Raw genomic sequence first — 16,899 nt, 5'->3', positions numbered from 1 at the left:
GTACGATTATAACACGGGCACCCGGCAATCCCAAGGTGGGCCAAACGCAATTGTAACAAGGCGTTTCACAATGGCCGCCGATTTTAACCGGTTTTTTTCACCGCTTTTCCCGCGCGGGGCTTCACATCCACCTTGCAGCAAAAATCGGCCACCGGGCAAACCTCACAATGGGGGCCAATGGGACGACAGATTTGCTGACCGTGCAGCACCATCATGGTGTTAATCACGCTCCAGTAGGGGCCGGGCAAAATCTGGCGCAGCACCATTTCCGTTTCATCGGGGGTTTTCGTCTGCACATAGCCCAGCCGGTTGCAGATGCGATGCACATGGATATCCACGCAAATGGCGGGCAACCCGTGCCCAAGACCCACCACCAGATTGGCCGTTTTTCGCCCCACCCCTTTCAGGGTCAGGAGTTCCTCGATGGTTTTGGGCGTGGCTCCGGCAAAATCGTCCAGCAGCTTCTGGGAAAAATCCAGAATACTCTGGGCCTTGGTTTTGTAGAAGCCCACCGGGTAAATCAGCTCGGCGATTTGGGAAACGGGCAGTTGCACCATTGTTTCAGGCGTATCGGCATGAGCGAACAGGCGTTCGCTGGCGGGCATGGTCACTTCATCCTTGGTTCGCAAACTGAGGACGCAAGCCACCAGCACCTTGTAAGGGTCATGCTGGGTCAACTCCCCCATGGGATGGTAGTGATAGGTGTGGGTCAAGGTTTCCAAAACCTGACACATGGTGTGGGTGTCCATGGGGCAGGCGGATGCGGACGTTACTGCCTTTGGGGCCGACGGGGCCTTGTCCGCACGAGCTGAACCCTTGGCAACAGGCGCTTTAGCCGATTTTTTGGAAGCGGTCTTTTGAAGCGATGACTTTGAATCGGGCTTGGGCGATTTTGGGGATTTGGACTGGGTGGGCATAACCGGTGCCTCTGGAACTTACCAACACGCCCCTATTCTATGCCAAAGGCACTGGCAAAGCCCTAGTTACACTTGGGCACGTTGGCCACCCACTGATTGGGATTGACCGGCAAGCCGCTGGCGTATAGCCCCCAATGCAGGTGAGGCCCGGAAGCAAATCCCGTAGAGCCCACATAGCCGATGGTCTGGCCTTTTTTGACCGTTTCTCCCGGCTTTACGGCCAGCCTGGACATGTGAATGTACACCGAGCCGATGCCTTGTCCATGATCCAGCCCCACGGTGCCCCCGTGCAAGCGGTACATAGTCGCGATTTTCACCACGCCAGCGGCGGTGGCCTTGATCGGTCGCCCCGCGGGAGAACGCAAGTCCACGCCCTTGTGATAATCCCCGGTCGACACCCCATTGTGGTAACGCTTCACCCCAAACGGGGAGTTCTGGCAATCCACGGTGGGACTGACAAAGGGCTCTTCCCAGTAACGCACCGGACTGACGGTGTCTTTCAGGGCCTGAATGGCTTCCAGCTCACCGGGTAAGGGTTGAAGTCCAGCGGTGCCTTTGCTTACAGAAACATTCTGGGTTTTATAGCGGCCATCCTGAATGGTGATATCCGTTGTTTTTACCGGTACCCCGGCGGCATTGTAAATGGAAAGCGGGTACACCCCGGGTTTTTCATACACGGAAACCGGCAACAGGGCCAATAATTGGCCATCGGGCTGGCTGAACAGTCGTGCTTTGCGTCCGGCCAGCGTGGCATAAGCGTAATCGTTGGTGCCCAGTTGCATGCCGGTGGCGTGTTGCAGGGTCACTTTCAACACTTCCCCCTGTTTCACCGTGCTGGTCGATTTCAATTGAAGGCCTTGAGCGGCGTTGGCGGGCCCGGCGCTGCTGGCCACGGCATGGGTAGCCCAGGGCTTGGCGGAAGGGTGCGCCTGGCTGGCAGCCGGAGTCCATTCCCCCGCATCATTCGAGGCGCCCGGCAAGGGCACCGGCTGAGACTGGGCCAACCAGGAACCGGCCAGTAAAACCATTAAAGCCAGCGGCAACACACCATATCGTTTTACGCCCAAAACACACGCTCCCAACTATTGAATACGGCCATCGGTCCAAGGCTGGCGCAAACCAGAAAGACCTTTCTACTTATTATAACGAGGCCACTCCCATCCAGCCAAGCGTGAACCTGTCCCCGGTTTGTAGTACCATAGGGCCCACGGCCGATACGGGCAAACAACCCTCAGGCCTGTTGCCCAGTGTCCATCCCTCATTCGATTCCCTCCCTCACCCCCTGTTTAATAAGGATTTCCCCATGTTTGTTGATAAGGCTACCATTCACATAATGTCCGGCTCCGGCGGTAACGGCATGGTGGCCTGGCGACGGGAAAAATACGTGCCCTTTGGCGGCCCGGCGGGAGGGGACGGCGGTCGGGGCGGTGATGTCTTTATCGAGGCCACCAGCGACCTGAATACCCTGATGGACTTTAAATACATGTCCATTTTCAAGGCCGAAGACGGGGAAAAGGGCGGCATTAAAAACATGCACGGCAAAAACGGCAAAGATCTGACCATTCGGGTGCCCTGTGGCACCATCATTCGAGACGCCGACAACGGCGACGCCATCGCCGACCTGCGAGAACCGGGCGATCGGGTACTGGTGGCCGCCGGTGGCCGGGGGGGACGAGGGAACTCCCGCTTTACCTCCTCCAAGCGTCAGGCCCCCCAGTTTTCGGAACCGGGCGAACCAGCCATTGAGCGCAATCTGGAACTGGAGTTAAAACTTTTGGCTCAGGTGGGCATTATTGGCCTGCCCAACGCCGGAAAATCCACCCTTATCAGTGTGATCAGCGCCGCCAAACCCAAAATCGCCGATTACCCCTTCACCACGCTGGTGCCCAATCTGGGTGTGGTTAAAAAACCCAACGGCGATGGCATTGTGGTGGCCGACATTCCCGGTTTGGTGGAAGGGGCCAGCGAAGGCATTGGCCTGGGGCATGAGTTCTTACGCCACGTGGAGCGCACCCGCCTGCTGCTGCATCTGGTGGATCTGTCCGCCCCGGAGGATACCATTATTCCCAACTTTGATTTAATCAATACCGAACTGGCCAAGTACAGCCAAAGGCTGGCCCAAAAGCCGCAGGTGGTTGTGCTTTCTAAAATAGACGCCGTGCCTGAAGAGGTACTGGAGCATTACCGGGCGGAACTGGCCCAGAAAACCCAGGGACTGGTCTTTGCCATTTCCTCGGTCACCCATCAGGGCATTGATCCGCTGCTGCACCACGTGTTCCGCATGCTGGAAGAACTGCCGCCGGATGAGGAAGTGGTTCCTCTGGTGGCCGACTTACGGGCCTTTGACAACGATGACAGCCACTTTGAGATTCATCGCAAAGGCAAAGTCTTTAACGTGGTCAGCGGAAAAATCGACCGTCTGTTCAGCGTGACGGACATGAAAAACCGGGAAGCCTCCCAGCGCCTCATGAACATCATCAAGGCCATGGGCGTGTACAAGGAACTGGCCCGCCAAGGCGCCGAAGAGGGGCACATTGTGCAAATGGCCGGACTGGAATTTGATTACTACCCGGATGATGAAGACGCCATGGCCCTGCCCCTCTCGCTTGAAGATTAAAAGGCACTTCTTACAAGCCTCGCCGGAACCCGGGTTAAGCACTTCCTGCATTCAGCAGGGCATTGCGATTGTCCAGCTCCAGAATGACCCGAATCAGCAGATAGGCCACCTGAATGGCCAGCACGGAGACGCCCCCCGCCGGGTGCAAGCCCACCGACTGTCGGCCAGCGGACCCTCCCCCATCAGAAGCAGGCTGATTTATCGAACGCTGATTTACTGAACCCTGAGAAGAGGCTGCCTCCGTAGTCACCGGGTCACCCTTGCCCCCCTGAGCATTGCGCTCACTGGCGTTGGGGGCGAACAGCAAACGAATGGGCATTGAACCCGAAGCGGCTTCTTGCAGACCCGTTTCAATGGCTTGCAGGTAAGGCCCCGCTGCGGCCTCGTGCGACATCACGGCCTGCCAATGACCGGCAGGCTTGTCGGCGTCCGGCAAAATCACCGCCCGAAAGGCGCCCAGAGTCAGGGTCTCCACATACACCACCAGTTGGGGCTCAACCGATTCGGATCGCCCTTCAGCCCCTTCCTCCGGGGTTTCAAAGCGCAGGGTAAAGGCTTGCGGCGGATGCAATGGGTAAAAGGGCAGGTACAGGGTGACCGTGGCATCCAGGGTCCCTTGCGGCCCCTGCCTGATTTTATCGGCCAGCTCGCCCAGCCCCTGCATCAGCGTGCCGACATCCCCCAAGCCCGCCATGGCCGAGGGATTCCCCTGCAACAGTTTCAGTAATTTCTGCTGGGCCGTATCCACCCGCCCTTGCAAAAAATCCTGCAAGGCCTCCAGCGGTACTTTGGCTTCTTCCTGCGCCAGCGCTTCCAGCAAGGCCTGCCCCACTGCCGGTTCCTGCTCCGACAACAGGGCCAACAGCTGAATCATGTCCTTGGGCAACTGAAACAAATTTCGCAGCAATCGGGCCAAGTCCTCGGCAGGCAAGGGCAGATTCCCAGCCATCAGGGCCGCCAAAGGCAAAGTTCCGGCAGGCAAAGCCGACCCTGCGGGCCGGGTATAATTCCCCGGACTGACGCCCTCCGGATGAGCAGGCCCCCCAGTGGACTGGAGTCCCTCCCCCTGGGCGGGGCCCCGGGACTGATAGGACGACTGTCCGGGTGGTCTGAAGTTAGGGCCAATAAAACTCACAAGCGAAGGAACTCCAGATTCGTCATTGAGACGAGGTATTGAAACGTCGACATCCGTTACCGCCCGAAGCGGGCCGCACTGATCCAGTATCGGCCAACCCGTTCAAAAGTTGAGCCCGCTTTATGCGGAGGCGTCTCGATTTACCCGAAAGAGGTCCCCGGACGTGCGGGCAGCCCAGACAGTCTGTCGATTGGAATCATAGCGGAATCATAATGACCGTCTACCCAAAAGGCTGTTCAGAATCAGGGCAGGTGCGATATGCTGGTTGCGGAGACGATCAACCCGGCCCCTGGACTGACCGGCCAGCCGGGGCAGGAGGCGGAGGCCCATACTTGTGATCCAGCGTATCAGCGCTTGGCAGAAACAGCTTTTGGTAAAAACCATGAGAGAACACAACCGGCCATCCAGTCTGGCAGCCGCCACTGTCCTGCGCACAGCCATGCCGGCGGCACTCCTTGTGCTTGGCTGCGTGGGCCTTTTTGCCTTAATGGCCTGCACCCACAGCCAAAGCGCCCCCACCTTCTCCCAAATTCAGCAGAGGGGGCAACTGTGGGCGGGGGTCCACTACAACAGCCATCCCTTTGCTTACCTGAGCGCTGAGGGCAGGCCACAAGGCTTTGATATTGACCTGCTGAAAGAAATCACCCGGCGACTTCTGGGAAACGCCGAGGCCGTGCGTTTCCATCAGGTCTTTGCCTCCACCCGGCTGATGGCCCTGAATACCGGCAGCCTTGACCTGGTGGCCGCCACCCTCAGTATTACCCCCGAACGGGCCACACTGATGGACTTCAGTGAGCCCTACTTTGTGGCCCAACAGATCGTGATCGTCCCAAAGGCCAGCCCGGCAAAACACCTGAGCGATCTGCGCCATAAAACGATCCTGCTGGTGGCAGGCACCACCAGTGAAGCCACCATTCGAGCCCGCCTTCCACAGGCCCGATACCGAACCTTCCCCACCCTTAGCGAGGCCTTGAGCGCCTTTAACGCCAAACAGGGAGAGGCCCTGAGCAGTGATGACGCCTTGCTCCATGGCTTGCTCTCAGAGCGATGCGATGTTCGGCGCTTACCGGAAACCCTGTCCCAGGAGCTTTACGGACTGGCTTTTCGCAAAAGCGGCCACCCCCATCAGTCCGACAGCCTGAAACAAAGCGTCAATCAGGCCCTTCAGGCCATGCGGGCTGACGGCACCCTGAAGCGCCTGACAGTCCGCTGGAAGCTGGAGTCGCAACCACTCAAGTCCTGCGCCCTCCCACAAGCGCCCTAGATTTTGAAAAACCACTTGAGAATAATTCTCAACCTTGCTATGATAGATCCAGATTCGATCAATAATATGTCTTTTGGGCAAGCCGTGTGGCAATGCCCCCCATCCGATTCAACCCCGCCTTCTTTTCACACAGAAAAGAACCCGGTTTTCATATACGTAGTGAGGACAATCTGAATATCCAGCCAAGCCCGCGAGATCTCTTGCCGGGGCTGGCCTCCGCTTTCAGCGAATCAGCTTTCACGCAATCTTTCAAGTTAATTGCGGGCATGACCTGACCTGCCTGTCTCTCTTGGGCTGACTGCCGCTTTTCTTGCAGTCTGCTTTCCCTATGTGCCGCCTTCCTTTCCCATAAAGGAGCCTGTATGTCCCACCGACCGCACAACACCCCGGCAAGCCCCACTCAGGCCCAGCAGTTCCTGGAGCGGATGCGGCAGATGGGCCCAGGGGCGGCGCAGATCTTTCGGGAAATATACGCGCAAGCCCCTCATGGCCACAGCCCCACGCTGCCCAGAGGGCACCATGTTCGCCACGCCATGATAGCCGCCCTGACCCATCCTGAAATCGCCTACTGGTGCCGCATGAATCTGGCGGTCCGGGTGGCCCGCAAGCTGGCCCAGACCACAGGGCAACACACCACCCTGCAGCGGCTGGATCAAACGCTGGAGGCCTTTCATCGGGCGGCGGACGCCTTTTCCCTCAGGCAACCCCTGACAACAGCCCTCCACCGACCCCGCCCTCAGGCCGTTTCCTCCCATCTCCCCTTGCAAGCGCTCCCGGTGGGAGTCGGGTTAGCGCCTGAGGAGATCAGCCTTGTCCAACGATTCAAAAGCCAGATCGTACCCGGGCTGGTCCAGCGCATTCGGGCCGGAGGCATTGCCTGAGGGAATGCCTGAGGGAATGCCTGAGGCAATGATACGCTCCCGGAATCCGAACAAATGCACCGCATGACTGAAACGGAATGACACACGACACCCCACAAAGGCCAAAACAGGCCCCTGTCATACAGGGAGCCCGTTCAGGCGTATTTTAAACCTAGTTCCAGTTGGCCAGATAGCTGGGGTCGGTGGTGGTGGTGGTTAAGGTAATGGCCGAAGACTGTGGCGTAATACCAGCCAGTTGACCACCGGTGGTAAAGCGACCGTTGGCGAACTGCCAGAAGGTTATCCGTCCCTGGGCACCGGCCCCGTCGGGATCCAGGTTGAAGGTAACCGCGTGGGTGGTGGTGGTTCCGTTCAAGGTCTGGGCAGTATCCCATTGGAGTACCCCCCCGTTGTGCAGGAGCATGCAGGGCAAGGTAGCGCTACAGGTCTGCAAGGCCTGCCCAGTGGTGGCCGCACTGGGCGTACCGGAAGTGGTGGTGGACACATAGTTAAAATATTGAGTCAAGTCACCAGGGGCAACCGTGTTGGCCACCCCGTTATTCAGCGTGTAGGTGGAAAAACCCGCTGAAATCATGGAGGCCACTTCCTTGGCGATGGCCGTGTTCTGCCCGTTGGCCGAAGAGGTCAGAATTTTAGGAATGGTAAAAGTGGCAATAACCCCCAAAATGGCCAGAGAGATTAACAGTTCCGCCAAAGTGAAACCTTGTTGACGCTTAAACTGGTTCATGAAACAAATACCTCCAAAAAATGTTGTCAAAGATGTAACGCCTAATCCCAACTTACTGTATAGTCTAGCGTTCTTGCGCCAGTTTGGATAAATCCCGGGCTGTATTGAGCCCAAAAATCCACCAAACAATCTAGGCTCGCTAGAACCGGGAACAGCAATCAGGCGGACATCCACTCCAGTATCTTTCGGGGTACAACGGTTCAGGCGTTCGTGGATTGACCAGCAAGACCGGCTGTAAGGTTGATCCCCCCACCAGTCTGGCAAAATCGCCAATACAATGAAACACAATCTGAACATTCAGACTGTCCAGTATGGCCTTCTCAAACACGTGAACGGGCAAACTGTCCGCGGTAAGCTCAATACCCACATCACGGGACAACAACCGTTGCACAGAGCCTGAGGTAGAATCCAGCAGCGTGCGCCCCAGGATTTTACCAGTCACCGTGGCGCACAGCACCCAGCCAAGCACCAGCAAGTAGGCGATGGGCAGGGATTCAAGCTGATGAAAAACAGTCATTGGGGTTGATTGATCTCCGACAATTGGCTCCGGTAATCAGTGCTGTCCGTGGGAAGTTTATTGTTTTGTGAATGTATCGTGTCGGGTTGGAAAAAACTGAAGTGCGGACTGACCCCTTCGTTACAATCCTTTACATAAGCTCCGTTGAAGCATCATTTCTTAGGGGCAGCGGGCGCTGCGGGTGGCGTTGTGGTTGGCGTAACCGGGGTACCCGGTGCTTTGGGACTCCCACTGGCAACGGCGCCCGGGGGAGTTTCAGCGGTCGCAGGCGGGGCCACCGGGGCAGCCATCTCCACGGAGAAGTAATTGGCCCCGAACTTGCGCTCCAGCATCTGGATTTGTCCTTTGGCCTTGGCCCCGTAGGGATTGCTCATGTACCCCTGGGCCAGGTATTGAAACATTTCAAAGGCATCGTTATAAGCCTCCCGCTCGGAGAAGAGCGTGCCTGCCTGATACAGGGGCTTGGCCAACATGGGGTTTTGCGGGTACTGCTCCATCAAGTCCAGCAATTTGTATTTAATTTCCACCAGCTTGCCCGCCTCCTCAGGAGACAGCAACCCCCGCCCCTGAATGCGCATCATCAGCCTGGTCAAATCAGTGGCCAGCGGGGTGAGTCCTTTTTGCAGCTCCGCTTCAGCGGCCTTCGCCTTGGCCTCAGCCTCCGCCGCCGCCTGCGCAGCCGGATCTACCTTGGCAGCCTTCTTTTTGGCTTCGGCGGTCAAATCCGGGGCCGCTGTCCATACCAGACAGGCCAACAGAAGCAAAGCGGCGCTTTTATGTCTAAAACCCAACGGACTTGGCATCAGGTAAACTCCTTCGTTCAACCGATCGGGGACCAGATAACCCGGTTATCGGTAGGAGGGGGAAAACCTTGAGGGCAAGTTGGCTCCATCAAATGGAGGATCTTCAAACAGGCAGGCGCCCCCTGATTTCAGGCAACCGGCTCATCGGGAAACCAACCCAAGAAACTAAGCCAAAAGGAAAGGCCCCAACCGGCTTTGCCGATGAGGCCTATTGGCAATCCACAGGAGTTTTTTTGGATATTGAGACCCCTTTACCTGAAAGAGGCCCCAAACCGATCGCGCAGTTCTAGCGCAAAAAAGCGGCGGACGGGGAATCGAGCAGGCTTTGAGCCAGTTCGTCCGTATTGATATTGCGCAGGTACTCGTTAATTCTGCCGTTATCCAGCAAATTCTTGATTTGGGCCACTTTTTCGCCATCAAAGGGAACCTGAATGCGCTGGGCCAGGCGGCTGAAACGCATCACTTCCTTGTCCTTTTCATAGGCTTTTCTGGCCTCATCCGAAATGGTGGCCTCATCCAGCAGCTTGCCCAGGCCTGCGGACTGTCCCTCCCGAGCCGACTCCAGGTTGGTTTTCTCCACGGACTGCTGCCGATCAACGTTCAGCAGACCATTGTCCTGAATTGGATTGGATTTCCCTGAAATACTATCAACCATAACTTCCTCGCTTATCCCTGTGGTTTGCGTGAACCCGGGTATGTCGAACGGAGTGCCATCCACATCGCTTTGTTCGTTACACTCCTAGTATGACAAAGGCGGCCCCCGATTGCATTGATCCGCAGATCAATTCCGCCCCGACCCAATGGTTGATTTTCAGTTCGACTTTTCAGAAAAGAGTCCTGCCATCAATGGATCTGCAAAGGCCGTGGATCGGCCCTCCGGCGCTGTAATATAAAAAGCATTGTTCCGCTGAGGCGAATTTCACCCTCCATCTTCTACAGGAGCCCGTGCCTGTGCCTCTTTGACTCCATTGTTCAGTGGATGAGCCAGTGCGGCAACCAAGGCCATACTGCCTATAGAATCCACATAAACCACCTCGTTTGTCCCTAAAAGGCTCAAGCCATTGGCTTTGGGTCTTTTTCCCTTTTTAAAAAGGCTGCTCTTGAGCCCCATCCACGTGTTTGCTGCCGCAAACGCGCTTGGCTTTCCGGCTCAGGTTACTGTTTTCGCACTCCTACAGACACCCGTCGCTTTTTGAAGTTTGCACAGGCCTACCTGCACGCTTCAGCCAATACACTGGCCCTGAGCATCAAACTCCTGAACAGAGCAAAGCGCAAGTGCCTCAAGCCCGGGAGTAAAGCCTCCTTGGGCAAGGCTGTATCGCCTCAAGCCTTGCGATCAAAGCGAGGGTCCTGCCGCACGGTCTTCACCAGCTGATGGTGACTTTGCACCAGCCGCTGCAAGTCTTGCTGCAAATCGTCAAAGGCCTCACTGGTCCGGTTCAGGTCATTCAGGATCATGTCTGCGCCATGAGCGTCCATTTCGGTAGAGCGAATCCGGGTGAGCAGGCTTTGATGGGTCTCTTTCCCCTGCATGGCGGCAATGTTCATCATGTTCACCAGCTTCAGCGTTTGGGCCATGTAGGCTTGCGTACTGTGAATGGCCTGTTGATATGCGAGCTTGGTTAATTCGCCCCTGACAGCCGGTTTCCGCTCCCCTCTGGGGGATCGCTCCAGAGACTCACTGCGTCTGGAGGACAGGGACACATCGCTACCAAAGGGGCTGCCAATAGAAGCGACCGGAGAGCCCAACAAGAATCGACTGGTCCGCAGGGTCTCCTGACTATGATGTCCCCCAAACCGAAGCGCGTTACCCAAAGTAATCATTGCCAAACCTCCTGATACAAACAGAGAAAAACCAATTCAAAGACGACGTTCCAGCCAGCCCGGTTCTCGCATCAGCCGCCAGAGGAAAGGACTTCATGGGGTGCCATGCGCTGTCCCTCGAACCTGTACCTTCCAGGACACTGGACTTGAAGACCGGGATTTGCACACTGGGATTTGAAACAGCGTTTTTAGAGGGGATTCCACTTGAAGCACGAGCCTTGAAGCTGGACTCTTGATCATCAACCATTGATCGACAACTACCGATCAATAACCATCGTGCGCGCCGTTTTTGCAGATTAAGCCTACATATTAAAGTAGGCGTACCTGCCGAGGTGTGTCTACCAATTCATTAATTGGTAGACAAAAGAATGAACCCAGAAAAAGGGAAGGATACACGAACACGAAAAAAAGTGGCGGAGCGGGGGAGATTCGAACTCCCGGTTGGCTTTAGACCAACACAGTCTTTCCAGGACTGCACCTTAAACCACTCGGACACCGCTCCAACAGAGGGTTTCCCTGGGAAGGGACGGAAGCGTTTAAAAAAACGTTTCCACAACCTGTGGATGAAACTATACCCAAAGGCATTTAAAATGTACACTCCCAAATTCTGAAAGTTCTGATTGAGGCTTCCCGTTTTCTATGGGCGGATTTTTCGCTATACTCCGCTCATGATGAGTAACCTTGACGCCCCCACCCCCATGGCTTCCGCCGAACAAACGATAGAGAGCCTGCGCCAGCAGCTGAACCGACACAATTACCTGTACTACGTACTGGATCGCCCGGAAATTGACGATGCCACCTACGATCGGCTCTACCATCAGCTGGTGGCCCTGGAGCAGCAAAATCCAGCGTTAATCACCCCGGACAGCCCCACCCAGCGGGTGGGCGATGCCCCCCTGAAGGTCTTTGAAACCGTCAAACACCCGGTGCGCTTGTACAGTCTGGATAATGTCTTTTCCGAAGCCGATCTGATCGCCTGGGAAAAGCGGGTGGAAAAATTACTGGACAAGCCGGATAGCGCCATCGACTACGTGGCGGAGCTGAAAATCGACGGGCTGGCCGTCACCCTGCTGTATGAAAACGGGCATCTGGTGCGGGGAGCCACCCGTGGGAACGGCACGGAAGGCGAAAACATCACCAGCAACCTGAAAACCATCAAGAGCATTCCCCTGAAAATCCCGGTCACCGGAGATTCAACAGTCCCTGAGCGGGTAGAGATTCGGGGAGAGGTCTTCATGCCCAAGGAGGCCTTCATCCAACTGAATCAGGAGCGCAATTTGCGGGGCGAGCCGGAATTCGCCAACCCCCGCAACGCCGGGGCGGGTTCAGTAAGGCAACTGGACCCTCGCATCACCGCCAGCCGCAATCTGGACGCCTTTTTTTACGGGGCGACTGTTTTAGAAGCAGGCCAAGCGCCGCTGCCCAAAACCCATTGGGCCATGCTGGAAACTTTGAGCGGGTGGGGGTTTAAAACCAACCCCGGCAAGCAGCACTGCCAAGGCCTTCAGGAGATCATGGCCTTTGTGCGTCACTGGGATCAGGCCCGTCGGGAACTGTCTTTCGCCACCGATGGGGTGGTGGTCAAGGTCAACACCCTACGCTGGCAGGACGAATTGGGCTACACGGCCAAAAGCCCCCGCTGGGCGGTGGCCTTCAAGTATGTGCCCGAGGTTCAGGAAACCCGGGTACTGGAGATTGAGTTCAGCGTGGGCCGCACGGGCGTGATCACTCCGGTGGCCATTATGGAACCGGTGTTGATTTCCGGCTCTACCGTGCAACGAGCCACCCTGCACAACTTTGAAGAGTTGGCCAAAAAGGACGTGCGCCCGGGCGACACAGTCAAAGTACAAAAGGCCGCTGAAATTATCCCGGAAGTAATTGAAGTGGTGCTGGAAAAGCGTCCCGCCTCTGCGCATGAACCGGTTCTGTCACCAACAAACTGCCCGGTCTGTGAGGCCCCCGTGGTTGCGTTCCCCGGGGAAGTGGCCCTGCGTTGCAACAACCCCAGCGGATGCCCGGCTCAAATCTTGCGTCGCTTGCAGCACTGGGTCAGTAAAGGGGCGCTGGATATAGACGGCGTGGGCCCCGCCCTGCTGGAGCAACTGGTGGAAAGTGGTCTGGTGGAATCCCCGGCGGATTTGTATAAATTAAGCGTGGATGACTTTTTAACCCTGGAGCGCATGGCCCTGAAATCCGCGGAAAACGCCTACAGCGCCATCCAAAAAAGCAGAGAGCAACCGCTGGCCCGCCTCATTAACGGGCTGGGCATTCGGCACGTGGGACAGGAAACCGCCATATTGCTGGCCCAAACCTTCGGCAGCATTTCCGCTATCAGTGAGGCCTCCCTGGAAACGCTGACCCAGATCCCGGGTGTGGGCGAGAAGGTGGCGGAAAGCATCGTGGTCTTTTTCGCCGATGCGGGCAACCAGCAACTCCTGACCCAACTGCGGGACTTTGGCTTTTCTCTGCAAGAAACCCAGAATAATTCAGGATTGGGAGCAACCTCCACCCGCTTTCAGGATCAAACCTTTGTGCTGACTGGCACCCTGCCCTCGCTGTCCCGTCAGGAGGCCAGCGATTTGATTCGGGCCCACGGCGGCAAAATTTCGGGCTCCGTCAGCAAGAAAACCGACTACGTGCTGGCCGGAACCGAAGCGGGCTCCAAGCTAGCCAAAGCGGCGCAACTTGGTGTTAAAATAATAAGCGAGTCAGACTTACTGGCCATGCTGGATTCAGTCGCCACAGAAGGCGCTTCCTGAGTGGTCCGACTCATCCAACCCGTCCCTTTTCCCCATCCGTAAAGCGTTCCTCCGGCACCGAAAAGAGTTAATGCCAATTCTTGGCCAACCACAGTGACCGGCAGGTAAATTGGAGAAACCATTCATGCACGTATTTCACTTCCGGGGGCTTTCCAGCGTCTTGGTGTTCTTGTTGGCCATTTTGGGCATTGTGCTGGTATTTCTGGCCCTCCCGGCCTCCTTCATGATGGTTCTGTGGAACGCTCTGGTTTTTGAAGGGGTCAAAGGCCCTGAAATCAACCTGTATCAAGGATTCTTGCTGTGGGGGATTGTGCTGGTCATCCTGAAAATGGTCTTCAAGCCGGAAATCCAGCTGGAATTCGTGAAACCCAACGCCAGCAAAGCTGGCAAATCAGCCAAGGACGCCACCGCCAAATCCCTGGATTCTCCCGTGGCGGCCCCGCTGGAAACGCAGGCTGATGAGTCTCAGGCATCAAGCCCGGAGCCAAAGTCTCCCAAACACTAGCGACTGGGTTTGAAAAACCGAGCATTGTCCTGTGTTCAACTCAGAGATGCCTCGGGTATGCTGTTTCTGGATTGTACGAACCGGTTTTTGTAACTGTTTGTATCGGTTTGTATCCGTGATCATTGGCCTTTTAAGCTGCTACTCGTATCGCAAATAGTGGCAGGGCGTACAATAGAAACAGGGCAATTCTGAATCACGCTCACCCACAGGAGATTTCCACTTGGCTTCTATCTGGCAGTTCCGAGACCATATCCACCAATCAGGCACCCCATTCCCCCAAGAGATTCTGGACGCTACGGAAGGCTCACCCCTTCTTGCCCAATTGCTGGCCAACCGGGGCTTACGCACCCCGGATGACATTCGGGCCTTTTTAAACCTGCAAGATTATCAACCCACCAGCGGCTGGGCCCTGCCGGATATGGAGCCCGCCGTCAACCGCATCCTCAAGGCTATTGAGGCTCAGGAGCCCATCCTCATTTACGGGGATTTTGATGTGGACGGCATTACCGGGACGTCTGTACTGTATGAAACGCTGAAAAAGCACCTGAAGGCCAACGTCAGCTTTTATATCCCGGATCGGGCCACAGAAGGACACGGTTTAAACACCGCGGCGCTGGTTCGCCTGACCAGCTCCCGCAAACTCAAGCTGGTCATCACCACGGACACCGGCATTACCAACTTTCCGGAAGTCAGCCTGCTCAACGGGCTGGGTGTGGACACCATCGTCACCGATCACCACGCCCTGCCGGAAAATTTGCCCCCGGCGCTGGCCAATATCAACTCTCAACGGCTTTTGACGGAAGTGGATGCCAACCACCCCATGGGGCACCTGTGCGGCGCCGGGGTGGCCTATAAACTGTGTGAAATTCTGCTGGAAAAATCCATGCCCGCCGATGAAGCCCAACGGGCCGCCGAAAGCCTGCTGGACATTGTGGCCGTAGGCACGGTGGTAGATATGGTGCCGCTGGTGCATGAAAACCGCTGGCTGGTGTACCGGGGCTTGCAGGTTCTGAACCGCAGACAGCGTCCCGGCTTTAACGAAATCCTGGAGCAGGCGGGAGCCAAGGCCGACGCCCCCATTACCAGTGAGACGCTGGGCTTCACCATTGGCCCCCGCTTGAATGCCTTAGGCCGGCTGGAACGGGCCGATCAGGGGGTGGAGCTGATTACCTCGCAAGACCCGGAGCGCATCCGGGTCATTGCCGCCCACTTGGAGTTTTTAAATCGCAAGCGCCGGGATCTCTGCGATCAGACCTATCTGGAAGCCGAAGCGCATTTGCAAAAAAGCGGCGGTCTGGATGACAAACGGGCCATCATACTGGCCAGCCCGGACTGGAACCCGGGTATCATCGGCATTGTGGCTTCCCGGCTGATTGAAAAGTACCATGTGCCGGTGTTCATGATGGTGGTCGATGAGAGCAAGGCCGAGGTGCGCTGTTCGGCGCGCTCGATTCCGGGGTTTCACCTGCATGACGAACTGTTGGCCCTGGAGCGCTACTTTTTGGGGTTTGGCGGCCACGCGGGAGCGGGTGGCTTTGCCCTGAAGCTGGATCGACTAGAGGCCTTCAAGCGAGACTTGCACCAGATCTGCCAAGCCAAAATTACCGAGGAACAGATGCGCCCGTCAGTGGAAGTGGACGCCAAGCTGGTCTGGAGCCAGGTTAATCCCCACCTGCTCACGCTCATCGACAAGCTGGCCCCCTTTGGCATGGCAAACCCGTCGCCCAAATTCGTGCTGGAGAATGTGAATGTGGCCGCCCAACGCTTTATGGGCGAGGACGAACGGCATATCAAGCTGGTGCTGGCCAATCCAAACGGCCAAAAAGGGGAATCCAACACCCCGCTGGAGGCCATCATCTGGAACTTTGGCCGCAAAGAGCGCTTTGACGCCCGAGCCCCCTACAGCTTTGTAGTGGTTCCGGGGCTCAACAGCTTTAATGGCACCACCAAAGTCCAGTTGATTATTGAAGATTACAAAACCGATCAGGCCGCCAGACTCAGTACCGAAACCCAAAACGCTCCGGCAATTGAGCCCGCCCAAACAGCCGTCCAGCCAGCCAAGGTGGCAGCCCTCAAGCCCGAAGTGACAACGATCGTTAAAACCGTCCCCTCACAGGCAGAGTCCGAGAGCCAACCCAGCGGGCCCCAATGGATTGATCACCGGGGGCGGGAATCCATTGATGTGTTCATTGGGCAATTGATGCTGCCTTTGCAGGATCAACGCAGCGTTTTGATCTATCACGAGGGTAAAAAGCCGGATATTCCCTTCCTGAATGAAAGTCTACTGAAAACCCGCACTCAATTAACCCCAGCTCAGGAACTCATTTTGTGGGACTTGCCCCCTTCAGCGGAGAGCTTTCAGGCTCTGCTCAAGCGGGTTCGGCCCGAGGTCATTCATCTGGTGGGCGGAAAATACCAAAGCGTGCCCATTTTTGCCTCCGAGCAGAATTATCTGAAGCTGATTGTGCAGATTTTGCGTCGGGGCGAGGAAAGCCAGGTGCTGGAAGTCCCTGCATTCGCTTCTCAGCTGGCCACCACCGAAGCGGTGGTCACCCACGGTCTGATGCTGCTGGAAAAACTGAACCTGTTGGAAAGCTGTGTCGCCGAAACTGGCAATTTGCAGAAACTACAAGTGAGGCTCCTCCCCCAAAACGCCAGCAGTCAGGAGGACATCACCCGACGGCTGGAGTATGCCGTTTTCCAGCAAGCCCTGAAAGAAGTCGGCAAATTCCGGGCCTGGGTTCTCAAAACCCCCATTGCCACCATTAAATCCACATTGAACGCATCCATATTGAGTGACTTTGTGTTAAATTCATCAACGGCCCTGATGGCCTCCGCGATCAATTACGAGCCAGGCTCGCAGCCAGAGGTCTCAGCCCCAGTGTAATCACACTGAATTCGCAAGTTTCAACTCTCAGTCATTAATCAGAAGCGACAGGAACCCCGCACT

At 56.4% G+C, this 16,899-nt stretch carries 14 protein-coding genes and 1 tRNA gene; 6 read left to right on the top strand and 9 right to left on the bottom strand.

Annotation, left to right across the window (positions count from 1 at the left end; all coding sequences use genetic code 11):
• Window positions 1-83: 83 nt before the first annotated feature.
• Entirely contained in the window at window positions 84-917 is an 834-nt protein-coding gene (locus tag DF283_RS05480) for an endonuclease III domain-containing protein (protein ID WP_303673721.1), read from the bottom strand.
• Between the two features lie 62 nt (window positions 918-979).
• Complete coding sequence (locus DF283_RS05475; RefSeq protein ID WP_303673720.1) at window positions 980-1,984, bottom strand: M23 family metallopeptidase; 1,005 nt, start codon at window positions 1,982-1,984, stop codon at window positions 980-982.
• Window positions 1,985-2,220: 236 nt separating this feature from the next.
• On the opposite strand from DF283_RS05475, the gene obgE reads away from it, so the two are divergent.
• Entirely contained in the window at window positions 2,221-3,534 is a 1,314-nt protein-coding gene (gene obgE / locus DF283_RS05470) for a GTPase ObgE (protein ID WP_303673719.1), read from the top strand.
• A gap of 34 nt (window positions 3,535-3,568) precedes the next feature.
• Here the strand turns inward: obgE and DF283_RS05465 are convergent, their stop codons facing one another.
• The gene (locus DF283_RS05465) at window positions 3,569-4,669 is read right to left on the bottom strand and encodes a hypothetical protein (RefSeq protein WP_303673718.1); all 1,101 of its coding nucleotides are present in this window, start codon (window positions 4,667-4,669) and stop codon (window positions 3,569-3,571) included.
• Between the two features lie 382 nt (window positions 4,670-5,051).
• Between DF283_RS05465 and DF283_RS05460 the strand changes: the two genes are divergently transcribed.
• Window positions 5,052-5,933 carry a transporter substrate-binding domain-containing protein gene (locus DF283_RS05460; protein ID WP_303673717.1) on the top strand — a complete coding sequence of 294 codons (882 nt, stop codon included), beginning with the start codon at window positions 5,052-5,054 and terminating at the stop codon, window positions 5,931-5,933.
• Between the two features lie 362 nt (window positions 5,934-6,295).
• Complete coding sequence (locus DF283_RS05455) at window positions 6,296-6,814, top strand: hypothetical protein (protein WP_303673716.1); 519 nt, start codon at window positions 6,296-6,298, stop codon at window positions 6,812-6,814.
• Window positions 6,815-6,965: 151 nt separating this feature from the next.
• Here DF283_RS05455 and DF283_RS05450 read toward each other — a convergent pair whose 3' ends face one another.
• The 6 genes from DF283_RS05450 to DF283_RS05425 form a co-directional block, all read right to left on the bottom strand.
• The gene (locus DF283_RS05450; protein WP_303673715.1) at window positions 6,966-7,541 is read right to left on the bottom strand and encodes a type II secretion system protein; all 576 of its coding nucleotides are present in this window, start codon (window positions 7,539-7,541) and stop codon (window positions 6,966-6,968) included.
• 139 nt (window positions 7,542-7,680) lie between these two features.
• On the bottom strand, window positions 7,681-8,058 hold the full coding sequence (locus DF283_RS05445; protein ID WP_303673714.1) for a hypothetical protein: 378 nt from the start codon (window positions 8,056-8,058) through the stop codon (window positions 7,681-7,683).
• Window positions 8,059-8,210: 152 nt separating this feature from the next.
• Entirely contained in the window at window positions 8,211-8,861 is a 651-nt protein-coding gene (locus DF283_RS05440; protein WP_303673713.1) for a hypothetical protein, read from the bottom strand.
• Window positions 8,862-9,147: 286 nt separating this feature from the next.
• Complete coding sequence (locus DF283_RS05435) at window positions 9,148-9,516, bottom strand: hypothetical protein (protein WP_303673712.1); 369 nt, start codon at window positions 9,514-9,516, stop codon at window positions 9,148-9,150.
• A 668-nt stretch (window positions 9,517-10,184) separates the two neighbouring features.
• Window positions 10,185-10,685 (bottom strand): hypothetical protein, encoded by a 501-nt coding sequence (locus tag DF283_RS05430; RefSeq protein WP_303673711.1) that lies wholly within the window; start codon window positions 10,683-10,685, stop codon window positions 10,185-10,187.
• 411 nt (window positions 10,686-11,096) lie between these two features.
• Window positions 11,097-11,187: transfer RNA gene (locus tag DF283_RS05425), tRNA-Ser, on the bottom strand.
• A 166-nt stretch (window positions 11,188-11,353) separates the two neighbouring features.
• Between DF283_RS05425 and ligA the strand changes: the two genes are divergently transcribed.
• From ligA to recJ, 3 genes are all read left to right on the top strand, one after another.
• On the top strand, window positions 11,354-13,444 hold the full coding sequence (gene ligA, locus DF283_RS05420) for an NAD-dependent DNA ligase LigA (protein WP_303673710.1): 2,091 nt from the start codon (window positions 11,354-11,356) through the stop codon (window positions 13,442-13,444).
• Between the two features lie 124 nt (window positions 13,445-13,568).
• Entirely contained in the window at window positions 13,569-13,949 is a 381-nt protein-coding gene (locus DF283_RS05415; protein WP_303673709.1) for a hypothetical protein, read from the top strand.
• 220 nt (window positions 13,950-14,169) lie between these two features.
• Window positions 14,170-16,836 (top strand): single-stranded-DNA-specific exonuclease RecJ, encoded by a 2,667-nt coding sequence (gene recJ / locus DF283_RS05410; RefSeq protein ID WP_303673708.1) that lies wholly within the window; start codon window positions 14,170-14,172, stop codon window positions 16,834-16,836.
• Window positions 16,837-16,899: the final 63 nt, after the last annotated feature.

This window comes from Vampirovibrio chlorellavorus (genome assembly GCF_003149375.1).
Taxonomy (GTDB): Bacteria; Cyanobacteriota; Vampirovibrionia; order Vampirovibrionales; family Vampirovibrionaceae; genus Vampirovibrio; species Vampirovibrio chlorellavorus_B.
The sequence above is the reverse complement of the archived record's forward strand: the minus strand, read 5'-3'. Positions and strand labels throughout refer to the sequence as shown.

Excerpts from the sequence above, each read along its gene's own strand:
- ligA (WP_303673710.1), top strand. The coding sequence starts at position 11,354 with ATGATGAGTAACCTTGACGCCCCCACCCCCATGGCTTCCGCCGAACAA.
- DF283_RS05480 (WP_303673721.1), bottom strand. The coding sequence starts at position 917 with ATGCCCACCCAGTCCAAATCCCCAAAATCGCCCAAGCCCGATTCAAAG.
- DF283_RS05445 (WP_303673714.1), bottom strand. The coding sequence starts at position 8,058 with ATGACTGTTTTTCATCAGCTTGAATCCCTGCCCATCGCCTACTTGCTG.
- DF283_RS05435 (WP_303673712.1), bottom strand. The coding sequence starts at position 9,516 with ATGGTTGATAGTATTTCAGGGAAATCCAATCCAATTCAGGACAATGGT.
- DF283_RS05460 (WP_303673717.1), top strand. The coding sequence starts at position 5,052 with ATGAGAGAACACAACCGGCCATCCAGTCTGGCAGCCGCCACTGTCCTG.
- obgE (WP_303673719.1), top strand. The coding sequence starts at position 2,221 with ATGTTTGTTGATAAGGCTACCATTCACATAATGTCCGGCTCCGGCGGT.
- DF283_RS05415 (WP_303673709.1), top strand. The coding sequence starts at position 13,569 with ATGCACGTATTTCACTTCCGGGGGCTTTCCAGCGTCTTGGTGTTCTTG.
- DF283_RS05430 (WP_303673711.1), bottom strand. The coding sequence starts at position 10,685 with ATGATTACTTTGGGTAACGCGCTTCGGTTTGGGGGACATCATAGTCAG.
- DF283_RS05440 (WP_303673713.1), bottom strand. The coding sequence starts at position 8,861 with ATGCCAAGTCCGTTGGGTTTTAGACATAAAAGCGCCGCTTTGCTTCTG.
- DF283_RS05450 (WP_303673715.1), bottom strand. The coding sequence starts at position 7,541 with ATGAACCAGTTTAAGCGTCAACAAGGTTTCACTTTGGCGGAACTGTTA.
- DF283_RS05455 (WP_303673716.1), top strand. The coding sequence starts at position 6,296 with ATGTCCCACCGACCGCACAACACCCCGGCAAGCCCCACTCAGGCCCAG.